25 protein-coding genes and 1 tRNA gene are annotated in these 12,434 nt (G+C 34.0%); 25 read left to right on the top strand and 1 reads right to left on the bottom strand.

The features are described from left to right. Positions 1–2 precede the first annotated feature (2 nt). The 18 genes from BUE84_RS16510 (at position 3) to BUE84_RS16425 (ending at position 7,300) form a co-directional block, all read left to right on the top strand. The gene (locus BUE84_RS16510; RefSeq protein ID WP_079242635.1) at positions 3–224 is read left to right on the top strand and encodes a hypothetical protein; all 222 of its coding nucleotides are present in this window, start codon (positions 3–5) and stop codon (positions 222–224) included. Between the two features lie 118 nt (positions 225–342). Then, complete coding sequence (locus tag BUE84_RS16505; RefSeq protein ID WP_079242634.1) at positions 343–564, top strand: hypothetical protein; 222 nt, start codon at positions 343–345, stop codon at positions 562–564. Beyond that, positions 545–790 carry a hypothetical protein gene (locus BUE84_RS16500; RefSeq protein WP_079242633.1) on the top strand — a complete coding sequence of 82 codons (246 nt, stop codon included), beginning with the start codon at positions 545–547 and terminating at the stop codon, positions 788–790. Before BUE84_RS16505 ends, BUE84_RS16500 begins: the two co-directional genes overlap by 20 nt. A 104-nt stretch (positions 791–894) precedes the next feature. Next, positions 895–1,326, top strand: coding sequence for a YopX family protein (locus BUE84_RS16495; protein WP_079242632.1), 432 nt, complete (start codon positions 895–897; stop codon positions 1,324–1,326). A gap of 49 nt (positions 1,327–1,375) precedes the next feature. Then, a complete protein-coding gene (locus tag BUE84_RS16490; RefSeq protein WP_079242631.1) occupies positions 1,376–1,864 on the top strand; it encodes a hypothetical protein in 489 nt (162 codons plus the stop codon). Between the two features lie 65 nt (positions 1,865–1,929). Then, a complete protein-coding gene (locus tag BUE84_RS16485; RefSeq protein ID WP_079242630.1) occupies positions 1,930–2,463 on the top strand; it encodes a hypothetical protein in 534 nt (177 codons plus the stop codon). A gap of 2 nt (positions 2,464–2,465) precedes the next feature. Next, a complete protein-coding gene (locus BUE84_RS16480) occupies positions 2,466–2,798 on the top strand; it encodes a hypothetical protein (RefSeq protein ID WP_079242629.1) in 333 nt (110 codons plus the stop codon). Beyond that, positions 2,795–3,775 carry a phosphoadenosine phosphosulfate reductase family protein gene (locus tag BUE84_RS16475; protein ID WP_079242628.1) on the top strand — a complete coding sequence of 327 codons (981 nt, stop codon included), beginning with the start codon at positions 2,795–2,797 and terminating at the stop codon, positions 3,773–3,775. The genes BUE84_RS16480 and BUE84_RS16475 overlap by 4 nt, the downstream gene beginning before the upstream one ends. Then, a complete protein-coding gene (locus BUE84_RS16470) occupies positions 3,772–4,227 on the top strand; it encodes a hypothetical protein (RefSeq protein WP_079242627.1) in 456 nt (151 codons plus the stop codon). The genes BUE84_RS16475 and BUE84_RS16470 overlap by 4 nt, the downstream gene beginning before the upstream one ends. An 11-nt stretch (positions 4,228–4,238) precedes the next feature. Then, a complete protein-coding gene (locus tag BUE84_RS16465; protein ID WP_079242626.1) occupies positions 4,239–4,544 on the top strand; it encodes a hypothetical protein in 306 nt (101 codons plus the stop codon). A 4-nt stretch (positions 4,545–4,548) separates the two neighbouring features. Then, positions 4,549–4,764: a hypothetical protein gene (locus BUE84_RS16460; protein WP_079242625.1), complete on the top strand. Its 216-nt coding sequence runs from the start codon at positions 4,549–4,551 to the stop codon at positions 4,762–4,764. A gap of 7 nt (positions 4,765–4,771) precedes the next feature. Next, the gene (locus BUE84_RS16455; protein WP_079242624.1) at positions 4,772–5,011 is read left to right on the top strand and encodes a hypothetical protein; all 240 of its coding nucleotides are present in this window, start codon (positions 4,772–4,774) and stop codon (positions 5,009–5,011) included. 38 nt (positions 5,012–5,049) lie between these two features. Next, the gene (locus BUE84_RS16450) at positions 5,050–5,361 is read left to right on the top strand and encodes a hypothetical protein (RefSeq protein ID WP_079242623.1); all 312 of its coding nucleotides are present in this window, start codon (positions 5,050–5,052) and stop codon (positions 5,359–5,361) included. A 1-nt stretch (position 5,362) separates the two neighbouring features. Then, positions 5,363–5,614: a hypothetical protein gene (locus BUE84_RS16445; RefSeq protein WP_079242622.1), complete on the top strand. Its 252-nt coding sequence runs from the start codon at positions 5,363–5,365 to the stop codon at positions 5,612–5,614. Between the two features lie 3 nt (positions 5,615–5,617). After that, the gene (locus tag BUE84_RS16440) at positions 5,618–6,076 is read left to right on the top strand and encodes a hypothetical protein (protein ID WP_079242621.1); all 459 of its coding nucleotides are present in this window, start codon (positions 5,618–5,620) and stop codon (positions 6,074–6,076) included. Between the two features lie 2 nt (positions 6,077–6,078). Further along, entirely contained in the window at positions 6,079–6,636 is a 558-nt protein-coding gene (locus tag BUE84_RS16435; RefSeq protein WP_079242620.1) for a hypothetical protein, read from the top strand. A 191-nt stretch (positions 6,637–6,827) separates the two neighbouring features. Further along, positions 6,828–7,061 (top strand): hypothetical protein, encoded by a 234-nt coding sequence (locus BUE84_RS16430; RefSeq protein WP_079242619.1) that lies wholly within the window; start codon positions 6,828–6,830, stop codon positions 7,059–7,061. Between the two features lie 29 nt (positions 7,062–7,090). After that, positions 7,091–7,300: a hypothetical protein gene (locus BUE84_RS16425; protein WP_145953279.1), complete on the top strand. Its 210-nt coding sequence runs from the start codon at positions 7,091–7,093 to the stop codon at positions 7,298–7,300. Positions 7,301–7,328: 28 nt separating this feature from the next. On the opposite strand, the gene BUE84_RS16420 is transcribed toward BUE84_RS16425, so the two are convergent. After that, complete coding sequence (locus BUE84_RS16420) at positions 7,329–7,580, bottom strand: hypothetical protein (protein ID WP_079242617.1); 252 nt, start codon at positions 7,578–7,580, stop codon at positions 7,329–7,331. A 99-nt stretch (positions 7,581–7,679) separates the two neighbouring features. Here BUE84_RS16420 and BUE84_RS16415 point away from each other — a divergent pair, with 99 nt between their 5' ends. The 7 genes from BUE84_RS16415 (at position 7,680) to BUE84_RS16380 (ending at position 12,426) form a co-directional block, all read left to right on the top strand. Next, a complete protein-coding gene (locus tag BUE84_RS16415) occupies positions 7,680–8,318 on the top strand; it encodes a recombination protein NinG (protein ID WP_238594276.1) in 639 nt (212 codons plus the stop codon). Positions 8,319–8,829: 511 nt separating this feature from the next. Beyond that, positions 8,830–8,935: transfer RNA gene (locus BUE84_RS24285), tRNA-OTHER, on the top strand. A gap of 13 nt (positions 8,936–8,948) precedes the next feature. Next, the gene (locus BUE84_RS16405; protein ID WP_079242615.1) at positions 8,949–9,233 is read left to right on the top strand and encodes a hypothetical protein; all 285 of its coding nucleotides are present in this window, start codon (positions 8,949–8,951) and stop codon (positions 9,231–9,233) included. A 171-nt stretch (positions 9,234–9,404) separates the two neighbouring features. Beyond that, entirely contained in the window at positions 9,405–9,686 is a 282-nt protein-coding gene (locus tag BUE84_RS16400) for a hypothetical protein (RefSeq protein WP_079242614.1), read from the top strand. Between the two features lie 28 nt (positions 9,687–9,714). After that, positions 9,715–9,984 (top strand): hypothetical protein, encoded by a 270-nt coding sequence (locus BUE84_RS16395; RefSeq protein WP_079242613.1) that lies wholly within the window; start codon positions 9,715–9,717, stop codon positions 9,982–9,984. Between the two features lie 383 nt (positions 9,985–10,367). Next, positions 10,368–10,877: a terminase small subunit gene (locus BUE84_RS16385; RefSeq protein ID WP_079242611.1), complete on the top strand. Its 510-nt coding sequence runs from the start codon at positions 10,368–10,370 to the stop codon at positions 10,875–10,877. Further along, on the top strand, positions 10,867–12,426 hold the full coding sequence (locus tag BUE84_RS16380) for a hypothetical protein (RefSeq protein ID WP_079242610.1): 1,560 nt from the start codon (positions 10,867–10,869) through the stop codon (positions 12,424–12,426). Before BUE84_RS16385 ends, BUE84_RS16380 begins: the two co-directional genes overlap by 11 nt. Positions 12,427–12,434 lie beyond the last annotated feature (8 nt).

The raw sequence follows: 12,434 nt of genomic DNA, 5'->3' as shown, positions 1-12,434 counted from the left end.
GCATGGCAAAAACAACTGCACAATCAGAAACAGAATTTTTATCAACCGATAAAAGCAGAAGAATTCCTATAAAATTAGAGTTTAAAAGATTAGGAGAAAAGGGCGCTAAGAGAACTAAAGAATATTTCTGGTTAGATGCTCATGGCGCATTAACCTTAGATGATTTAAAAAAAATAGTTGAAAACGCAGAACTACTTATTAAGGTTGCAGACGATGAAATATAGAAGTGTTTAACAAGGCTGGCCACCTTAACGGCCTCATGGTTATTAGTTTTCCCCGGCTTCTGGTTTTAGAAGTTCCACTGTGCCGGGGTTTTTATTAAAAATTAAAATCAAAAATATTATGAAAATTACTACAAAAAAAGGGGCCTACTCTGATATTATTTATGTTACAGTAAACGAAACTGAAACATCAGTAAAAAAAGGTGAAGATTGTGATAAATTAATTGATCATCTGATTGATGACATCGAAGAATTGTGCAGATTAAATGGTAAAAGATTAATTGATCATTTAGAAAATTACTATAACATAAAAATCTCTGAAAATGAACATCAAAAACAGTAAATATTATAATTCACTCACCAAGTATCAAAAATCAATCGTTGATCAGATGATAGATGGTGCAGTTCTAAAATGCAATGAGGGTAAGAATTATAAAGCGTGGCTTAAATTCCCCAATGGTGATACTAAGCCCGTAAGAGTTAACTCTGCAGAAATAATTACAAATGAGTCATCTTATCAATTTTTAAAATTTGGTAATGAAGGTATTTCAATAAAAGCAAACAATTAAATCAAAAATATTATGGAAAAAAAATTCTTACATAGTTTTAAAAATAAAAAGATAGTAGAAATATATAATGTGAGTTACAGAACCATTTCAAGAGCCATTAAAAAATGAAAAATACTAAAGTTAGAAGCTGGAACATAAATGAAAACAAGTTCTTCTATTTCCAAAATGGAAGATATTTCAAAGATTTAGAATGTAAAATATGTATTTCTGAAAGGATTTGCTCTGAATTTAATTGGAGTAATTCAGAATGGTTTACGTCATTAAATGACAAAAACGGAGTAGAGATATACGAAGGTGATATTGTAAAATGCCACGATTACTCAGCGCTAGATCAGGAATGGAATTTAGATAAAATCCATGTTGGAGTTATAGAATGGACTGCGCCGCAATTTAGTTTAAAAATTCCTGGCAAACAGATATATGATACACCGTCTGTAAAACAATGGGCAAACGATGTTTTCCTCAATTACTGGGACAATGCTGAGTATATAGAAGTCATCGGCAACATTCACTCCAATCCGGAGCTACTAAAATAAACGGCCTCTTCCGTATTCTAAAGGGGAAAATAATTTAAAATTTTAATTTATGAAAAAATCAATTTTCATCGGTGCATTAGCACTGATCACACTGGCTGCGTGCCAAAATGAAACAACTGATGTGCCAACTAATAGCACTGTAACTATGGAAAAGGCTATGGCAAGAGAATCATGGGAAAAGCCGTCACAAAACCCCTATGAACTCGATGGTTATCTTCATATCGAGAAGAATACGCTAAGGACTGTGTATATGGGGGTAGAATTTATACCTGTGGATAATAAAACTGAAATATTCAATATGGTTACAAGCGCAGTAAATTCAAAAAACAGTAGCACATCAAGAATAGTAGCAAACGTAAAATGTTCTGTACAAGAAGGAAATATGAATATAGCTGTTGTAGATGTTTGCAATAGTGGAAATTGCACATTATTTACTGTATATACATTTGATAATGGTGAACAATATGCTTATCAGCAGCCAGGTTCACATAATTATGCGATACAATGTGCTATGGCTTACCTTCATTCATGGCTTTAATAATTAGACTATTGGCCCCCCGGGGCCTTTTACCCTTCTCATGTCAAATTTAAAAAAAAATAACAATGGAAAACACATTAGAAAATAAAGCAAAGTTCTTCGCTCAATATTGGGGGCAAGAGGTATTAAATGGAAGTGGATTAGTTTATTCAGCAACAATGAAAACTAGATTGAGTGATAATGGAGATTTTTTAGAACTCAAACCTCTTACATCAATTACTGATGAGGAAATAATCGAAGTATTAAGATTAGCACATAATTTAAAATCTATTTCATCAGAATTTAAATGCGCTATAAAACGAGAAAAAGATATTATTCATTGTTGGTATGTCAATAGTGAAACAAGCGGAGAATATCATGTTTGCTTAAACTTCAAATATGCAACTATTAATTGCAATTTACATTTCAAAGAAATGTCTGGGGATAAAGCTTCAAACCATAAAGTGAATATTGGAGAAATACATTTTTCAGCTTCAAGAGTTGTAGGATATATTCAAATTGTGGATTTCTTCAGGTCAAAAGGATTTGCGTTTCCATACATGGGATTACCAGTTGAAAAGCTTGTAGAATACGGTTGGATTAAACTTAAAGAAAACTAGCTATGAGTCACCAAGAGAAACAAGAGATCTTTGATCGATACGCAAAAGAAAAGTACAAGGATAACTTTGAAGAATTTATTCTAAATACCTTGTATGAAGTACGAGATAACGAAATATCAAACCTTACAGCTGTAAGTCAAATCCGAGATTTAGTTTTCGCTGCCTGCGATCTAGTCCAGGAGGAACAGCAGAAGAGAATAGCGGAGAACGCAAAAATGCTTTTACATGATGGGTTTCACAAATCAAATAAGCAAACCAAATACTATCAGATAGGAGCTGATAATTTACAGATAGACAAATCCTCAATCATTAATCCCGAAAATCTAATCAAATGAAAGTTTTAGTGCCAACATCTGGAGGGAAAGATTCACAAGCTGCATTGATTTGGGCTATTGAAAAATTTGGATTAAAAAGTCTGACAGCATGTTTCTGTGATGTTAAATGGGAAGCTGATGAGACTTATGTTCATATTAATTATTTGGTTAAAAAATCAGGTGTAGATTTTAAAATTCTTTCATCAAATAAGTACGATGGAATGATTGACTTAGCAATTAAGAAAGGGCGATTTCCGTCAACAAAAGCTCGGTTCTGTACTGAAGAATTAAAAGTGAAGCCGATGATTGATTATGTTTTATCAATTGAAGACCATATAATTTTAATCGATGGTATCAGAGCTGATGAATCAGCAAGGCGTTCAAAAATGCAACCTAATTGTAGATATTTTAAATATTACTTTGAGCCATATTTGACAAATTCAATGATAGTAAGTGATTATGAATTGCTGGAAAATCCAACATTGTCACAAAGAAAAAAATATGAACATGCTTTAAAAAGACTAGATACAGTAAAAGAAGACGCTAAATATTTCACATATAGAAAAAAAGATGTTTTTGAATGGTGTAAAAAGTATGATGATTCAGTTATAAGACCTCACTTTTACGCTACAGCAGATGAAGTAATATATTATTCTCTAAACAGAGGTTATGACATAAATCCTAGATATTACCGTGGTTATTCTAGAGTTGGCTGTGATCCATGTGTGATGGAAAAAATAGACGAAATTTCTATTATGGTTGAAAATTCACCATCAACAGTTGAAAGAATTAAATATGCTGAAAAGCAAGCAGATTCATCATTTTTTCCGCCTGATAAGATACCTAAAAGATACCATTCCAAAAAAACAAAAGAAGGGAAAACCTATGCAACATTTGAAGATGTGATAAGGTATATAAATGACAGAAAAGCGACTGGAGATTTATTTAAAGATGAACCTCAGTTTAGATGTAAATCAGTTTATAATATTTGCGAATGAAAGAACTAGAAGAACTAACCCGGGAGATACGGGAGAAGCTGCCGAGGTTAAAAGAATTATCGGAAGGGTGTCATTTTTCTATGGAAACCGAATCAGGATTTCACTTTAAATACAAAGTTTTACAAGTCTATGGAGGCGGTCAGATTGCTGATACTGGTGATTATGATGACGTCTATTTAGATATATCATCTGACTATGATGGAATAGAAGAACAATGCTACCTTGATGTGATCGAGAGAAAGGCTGAAATTATCGGCAAAGAACCAATGCTTAACGATGTCTTACTATGGTTTAAAGAATCTGACATGAAAGACGGGATTAATATGATGCATGAACTAGTATGGAGTCATACGGCAAAAGAAATTATAAATCACTGGAATTTATCAAATCCCTATCTCAAAGACCAATCCCCTGAACTAATAAACTTCCTTCACGGATTGATTAACCACTAAAAAACAAAACAATGAATAAAGAAGAATTAGAAGAAAAATTAATTGTTGGATCAAGAATACAATTAGGTGAACTTTTCTGTAAAGAGTCATGTGGTTGGATTCCGGGAGAAGTTATAACGCTAATAATGGGTTCATTTGAGCACGATAATGGACTTTATACGCAAGATGACTTCTGTCCAGCAGTTTGGGACGAAAAAAGAAAAGATTATGATAGTATTTATCACATATTCGGAAATGAGCTTGAAAATTTTAAAGATTGTGTCATACTTCCGGAATCCGAATACATCAACAAAGCAACTTTAACTCAAAAACAATAATACAATGGAAAAATGGACACAAGAAGAAAAAGACCTTCTCTTAGATTATTCGTTTGCAGATGATTCTGAAACCCTTGATGAACAATTGGAATTTGCTAGATACAAATTGTATTTAGAAGAAGAACCGCCAAGATTCAAAGAAAGATCCTTGTCAGCTGTAAAAAGTATGTTTTATAAAGAAACGAACAAAAGGAGAAAAGCAACTTTAACCAATAAATAATAAAGCAATGGAAAATCACGAGAAATTTTCAAAAAAGTTAAGTAGACTAAAGGAATATAAAGCCATGACTCAACCCGCAAAATACGGCTATCATATTTCTATAGTAAGAACAAAAGATATAATTCCTGTTGATACATTATTGTTACTTGAAGAAGTTTCAACTCTTAAGGATTTTATACAAGATGAGCATAATGATTCTGACTGTAGAATTCTAAACTATAAATATACATTTCATATTCCTGAATAACCCCGTGCCATCTTAGGGTGGCACTTAAAACAAGAATTATGGAAAAACAACCAGATTATAAAATGTACAATGAAGTAACTGCTTCATTTGTTAAGTACATGAAAAAAGAACTCGAATCAAATTATCGGAAAGGAGATCGAAATGGCTCTGGAGGATGGTTAGAAGTAAAAGACAATAAGTTCTGGATTTCAGAATTATATTACCATGTTGGGAAACTTCAGTCTGCACTTATGAATGAAGATGTTGATAGAATTAAAGAAAATTGTGCAGATATAGCAAACTTAGCATTAATGACATTGGATGTAAAAATAAATCTGCTTACTGGGGAAAAACTAACAATAAAAGAATAATATGAAACTATTTATAAAATTTCCTGATCAGTCACAAAGCTTTACATCTGGTGTTGAATATGGCAGGCTGTATGGTAGAATGGAAAAAAGAGAATCCGTTGTCACAAATGACGGCTTTCCTGTTAGAATCGAAAACAAAGAGTTGCTAAAAAATACCTGTGAGAAGTTTGGATATACATGCAACTTTGGTTCAGAATATTTTGGTGAATGGATAGAATTCACGGCAATAAATATTACAAATTCAGAAAATTAAATCATGAAGCAGTTACAATTAGAACTAAACAAAAGACTCCTTATTGTGGAGTTTGATGATAAAGAACATTTAGAAAATGTAATATCATGCGATAAACAAGGGGTAAGATTTTGTTCCGATGATGATGAGCCAACAAAGCTTATCTGCAAAGGCGATGAGCTTACAGAGGATATTGCGAAGGGATTTTTACATCAGTCACTTCACACTGGTCTATTTGCTCATTATGTAAAAGATATTCCTGTAAATACATATTGCTATAAAACAGCTCTAGAAGCATTCGATGCTGTAATTTATGCTTACGGCTACCATTGGGGAGAGAAGCCGGAGCCATCGCATTATGATTATCAAAATGATGATTGTGAAACTGATTTTACACAATACTATTTAGAACATGAAAAATGGGAGAAATACCAATCCAGGACCTTCAACCCATCAAAATGTATAATATTTGAAATAATTTAGAAATGAATACAGGAGAATTAATAGAATCATTGCCCGTAATTGAAAAAGGCTGGAAATTAGGTGCAAGTCAATTAGAAGAGCCTTGGTATTATGATGATTTAAATTGCAGAGCTGAGAACCGATCAAAGGCTAAATATAAATTTATAAACATGTCTGAGTTAGATGGGGTGAAAAACAAATGGGGTGATGAAGTGACATTTTTAAACATTCCGGTAATTAGATGTAAAGAGGCAGATTTAGTTTTGTTTAATGATGGCCATGTGGTTAGATCAAGAGTTCGAGAAGAAATTAAAAGACAAGAACATCAAAAATTGTTGGATGAAATTCTAGAAAATCCAGAGGTTACGCATTGTCATATTATGAAAAGGGGGCTTTATTATCGTGACAATAGTTGTGGATATGTTGAGTCGAAACTTGGTGCAGGAGTATATACAAAGGATTATGCTTGTTCGCATGCTAAAGGAATTCTGGAATTAAAAATAATCCCTTTAAACAAAGAAGAACATAACAAGTATTTGACTGATCATATAGAAGCGATTAAAAATCGTATGATTCTGTAAAATTGGAAACCCACAATACAAAACCAAATAACCAAACTAAATTATAAGTATGAAAGAATTTATTAAAGACTGTTTGTTTTTCCAGCACAAGGATAAGGAGATTAGGGCAGCCGGATTTTTTATCTGGTTGAGTGTAATTGGATTGATCTCTTTCTTTTGCTGGATATTGTTTTAATTATTAAATTTGACTTATGAAACCATTAGAAAGTATTATTAAAAAAGAAGACGGAACTAAAATAAAGATCTTAACCTATGTATGGAGCGACATCAGGAGTGATTATTATCTTAATTGGCAACAATCAGTTCAAAAGTGCCTACCTGGAAAAAGAAAGTATACTTCTGCAGAAAAATATGTAGATTATACTGAAATTGATTTACGAAATGAGAGATTAAAGTTTGCTGAAGCACTTAAAAAATCAATCTAATTTCTCTGTATCTTTACTCCATGGAAAACATGGAAGAAATAGAAGCTAAAATACTGGAAATAGTTACTGAACAATTTAAAAAGGATGGAGGGTCTAATGGCGTACCAATTGGAGCATTTGATCATATTTTAAAGTTGCCCATCAAGGAAAGAAACGAATTTCTGCAAATAATGGTCAAAAAGAAGAAAATACATATTTTCCAAAGCTTGAATAATGTAAGAGTAACTCTTCCAAAATAAAGCCCCTGCATTAACAGGGGTGTTTTTTTTACATGAATTTTTCAGAATGGTTTTCTCTCAGCCATTTGTTAAGTTTATTTTTTAACTTTATTAGAAAATACCGATCATCTTTAGGGTAGTAAATGTCTGTAAACTCCATTGAGTCAATACCGCTTTCTTTACAGGTTTGTTTATTGTACACCACGGCAATAATTACTTCTTCCTCTATTGCTCTTGCAGCTAATATAGATTCGTTATTCTCTATAATTTCAAAAATTGGTTCTATCGTTTGTTCTTTCATATTAAAATGTATTAAAGTTAATTTCCGCAAATAAACGGAAAACTTTCTTTGATACCGGAATTCAGCAATATGGATTCATGTTAGATTATTGAATTAAAAATGTTAGTAAAAACTATAAAAAAAGTTAGATTGCTATTGTTTCGTGTTTTTCCTTTTCGTAAATTTACTGTAAAGCAGTTGGGAATGAAGAGGTTGAAGCCGGATAATTGCACAGTTTGTGGGAAAGATTTTAAGCCATTTAGGATAGGTCAGGAAGTATGTGGATGGAGTTGTGCAATTGCTCTCGGCAAATCAAATATTCAAAAGCAAAATGCTAAGCTTTGGCAGAAAGAGAAGAAGATCAGGAAGGAGAAACTAAAAACTCAAAGCAATTGGCTGCAAGATCTCCAAAAGGTATTCAATGAATTTATCCGGTTATCTCAAAAGGGCAACACTTGTATTAGTTGTCCAAATCCATCCCCAACAGATGCTGGACATTACCGGAGTGTAGGAGCTCATCCAGAGTTACGCTTTGAAGAAAAGAATGTGAACCTACAATGCAGAAAATGCAATGGATATTGGGGTGGAAATTTAATTGAATACCGTAAGGGTCTTGTTAAGAAATACGGAGTCGAAGTTGTAGAGTGGTTAGAAGGACCACATGATCCGGTTAAGCTGTCAATTCCAGAGATAAAAGAGAAGATTGAGTATTACCGTAATAAAGTTAAGGATATGAAGAAGGAATATGACGGTATTTGATATGATTTATGTTGTTTAATTACCAAGCACAGATGATGAGTGCAGAAGGGGTGGATCGTTGGTTGATGAAGGAGGGTGCTTGGTGTTTTTTAAAAAAAATAATTTATGAAGTGGATTTTAGTTTTAACCCAATTTTTATGCGGAGCGGGGTTAGTTTTCATCAATATAAAATTAAATACTATATCTAATGGTGTTTATTATATAATTGGTCTTTTCTTGTGTTATCAGGCAGGTAGAAATTTCCAAAGAGCAAGAGAAGAATAAAACGTGATGCTAGCATATAGGTAATGCGGTGGCGGGTGATAACACTACACAGAATCCGGTTCGAGTCCGGAGCATCAGCAAAAAGCATATTGCGTGTAGAGGCCCTTGAACTTTAACTCAGAAGGTTGGGTAAAACACATAACTGATGCGTATAGTCTGCAATATGTCATATTACTTCATGGCTATAATCAGTTAACGAGCGGTTGGTTCACGATAAGAACAAGCAGAACGGCAATTCTGCGAAATCGGGAAAGTAGCTCAATAGGTAGAGCAGTTTAATCTTTTAAAATAGGTGGGAAACCTAATCCATTGGAAAGTTAAGCGAGGCGGCGGTTCGAATCCGTCCTTTTCCACTAAAAATAAATTATGAAAATTGATGAGTTTAAGATAAAAGGCATAGATGTGCTGAAGGAATCTCAATCTGCTCAAATGGAAGTTGCAGAGTTTTTAGAAAGTGATGTTTTTAAAGACAAATTGAAGGCCGAAGAACAAAGAAAGGATTTTGAAGCTATCAAAGACGCCCTGAAAAGAAGCAAAGAAGGCGGGGTGGTTTTAGAGGTTTTATATGAAGCTTTAAATAGTTTAAAATCAAATCCAAACCAAAGCATTCAAAAAGCAATGTATGATGCATTATGGGAATGGGATTGTTAAAATATTGTTTATAGAATATTTATTTCTTCATTTTAAATCCTTACTCGCAATAAGGTTGCTGATAGGTAAGCTATCGTTTAAGATTGATTTAATGCAGTAGGAATTTTTCATATTAATATTTTGTGATTTGGTGTCCCGCTGCTGTAATAGGTAGCGGGGTTTTTAATTATTATGAAAGCAAAACATTTTAAAAAGTTAAGACAAGAATGCAGGTATTATGATGTAGATGAATCTACCATGTTATTTGGTCGTTTTAATTGGGACTGGAAAGGAAGTGTGAGAGTATTTGCAAGGTCGCATTTTGATGCAATAAGACGAGCGAGATATAAGGGATATGCTAAAAGAAAGAGCCAACCTAGATCAACAATATATGATTCTGAAGAATGGGCAACATTCCGGGTTAAAGAAAGTGATGCGCCTGATAAGCACAAGTATGTATTTTATTTTCAGTAATTGTTGGTTTTTAATTTAGGGAGGATTAATGGACAATGAAAAAGAATTAGCACAAGCAAAAATTGACTTTCGAAATTTAGTTATAGAAAAAGAAGGTGAAGAAAGATACTATCAAATTATTGCCGTGAAAATGAAGTGGATTAATGATTTCAAATTAGTAGGTGATAAAGTATTTGGTAAAGATGATGAAGGTTTTCGACAAGAAGTTAGAAAAGCTATTCTTTTAAAAGAATTGAATGATGAAGATATGTTGCTGGAATTTGTAATAACAGACATTGCGTTAGACGCTTTAATTTAGGGAGTATGGATAGAAAAACATGGTTAAAAGTTCAAATAATTGAATTGAAAATATTGCTTGATATGATTAAGGACCATCCGTTGATGTCCATTGGATATATGGAGCGAATGGAAATGTTAGAAGAGGAATTAAAAAGTTTAAACTAATTTTCTATGGCAGAGGGAGTGACAGGGAGCGCGGTGAATGAATAAACAAAAAGAAATGTATAGAGATTTTAAAACTAAAAATGGGCGTGGCAGACTAGTGTTTTCTAAATCCATAGTAGGGTTAGGGATGCACATAGATCTAATGCCAGCAATTGCAGATAGAAATAAAAAATTTACGTTGATATTAGATTTATTATTCATCAGATTTTGGTGGGACCAGTTTAAATTGAATTAGATATGGCAAAGAAGAAGAGTGAAGAGAATGAAGGAAGAAAGCCGGACGGAAAGTTTGCGGAGGGGAATACTATTTCCGTAGGCAATGAAGGTGGGCGGCCGTTAAAATTTGCTAATCCTGATGAACTTGAACCTTTCTTACATGGATATTTTGAATGGGCTGATAAAAACCCATGGATAAAGAATGATGTAGTAAAAGGCGGTGAGTTTGCGGGAACGCCTTTACAAATTCCTACTCAGCGTCCATATACTTTAATTGCGTTATGTCATTACTTAGGAATATCTCTGAATGCATGGAAAGACTATGAATCAAGAGCGGAGTTTGTTACAGTCACAACATGGGCGAGGGAAAAAATAAACAATCAGCAGATCGAGGGAGCTATGGTTGGAGCTTTTAATGCCAACCTGACGGCAAGACTTCAAGGCATTTCCGATAAACAAGATTTAACAAGTAACGGAGAAACACTAACCTTTGGGGCGTTTTTAATGAAATCAGGCAGAAGTGAGGCTTAGTGAAAAAGAAATAGAACTGAAAGGGATTCAACAAGTGGATCTATGGAGAGGCGACTGGAATAAGTTTGCCTCTGATGCTTTGGGGGTAAACCTCGATAAAGAACAACAAAAGATCCTTGAATCCGTTCAATATAATCCACGAACTTCAGTTGCTTCCGGAACAGCAAGAGGAAAAGATTTCGTTACGGCAGTTTCAGCAATATGCTTTATGTACTTGACACCTCGTTGGAATGATGCAGGTGATTTAATTGCAAACACTAAAGTAGCATTAACTGCTCCAACGGATCGACAGGTTAAAAATATCATGATGCCTGAAATATCTCGACTATTCAACAAAGCAAAAAAGCTTATTGGTGGGCTTCCGGGAAGATTGAATGCTTATGACATTAGGACTGATTGGGATGAGTGGTTTTTGACAGGCTTTAAAGCCGACGAACATAATCATGAGGCGTGGTCAGGATTCCACGCAGTAAATACAATGTTTGCGATTACAGAGGCTTCAGGTATTTCAGACGACACTTTTGGAGCTATTGAAGGTAACTTACAAGGTAATTCAAGAATTCTACTTGTTTTTAACCCAAACACAACAATCGGATATGCAGCAAAGAGCCAAAAGGGCGAACGATGGTCAAAACACCGATTAAATAGCCTTGATGCACCTAATGTTATTGCTAAAAAAGAAATTATTCCAGGACAGGTAGATCATAACTGGATTCAGGATAAACTTGATAACTGGTGCACCATCATTCAACCAAATGAATTTAGTTTAGAAGAAGATGATTTTGTACATGATGGAATTTATTACCGTCCAACTGATATTTTTAGGATTAAGGTGCTGGGCAAATTTCCGAAGGTTTCTGAGGATTCTCTTATACCAGAGCAGTGGATTGATGAAGCGAATAAAAGATGGATTGAATATAACCATAAAGAAGCTGGTAGGTCAGGTAGGTTAGTTATCGGCAGTGATGTAGCTGGCATGGGAAGGGATAACAGTGTTGATGTGTTTAGATATGGCAATTATGTCGATAAAATAGATGTAACAAATTCGGCAGGAGTCGCAGATCACATGAAGGTTGCTGGTAAACTTGCTTCTGTACTTAAATCAAATCCCAATGCATATGCTTCTATTGATACTATCGGAGAGGGAGCTGGTGTTTATTCAAGGTTACTAGAGTTGAAACTTGAAAATGCAATCAGTTGTAAATTTTCTGAGAAAGCATCACTCAACGACAAGCCTCTAAAGGATGCGACGGAACAGTACGAGTTCTTGAATATGCGGGCCTATCTTTTCTGGTGTGTTCGTGATTGGTTGAATCCTAAAAACGGCCACAATGCCATGCTTCCTCCTAATGATATGTTTAAAGAGGAGGCGACAGAAATTAAATGGTTTTTCCGAAGTGATGGGAAAATACAGATTGAATCAAAAGAAGATATAAAAAAACGCCTAGGGCGGTCTATTGACTTATTTGATGCACTTGCGAATACTTTCTACCCGATTGTAGTCAAAAACAAGACAGATCTCAAAAAGCTCGGCAGAATGTTAGGATAATAAAAATT

The organism is Chryseobacterium indologenes, assembly GCF_002025665.1.
GTDB classification, from domain to species: domain Bacteria; phylum Bacteroidota; class Bacteroidia; order Flavobacteriales; family Weeksellaceae; genus Chryseobacterium; species Chryseobacterium metallicongregator.
Note: the sequence above shows the minus strand (reverse complement) of the source record. Positions and strands in the feature narration are given on the sequence as shown.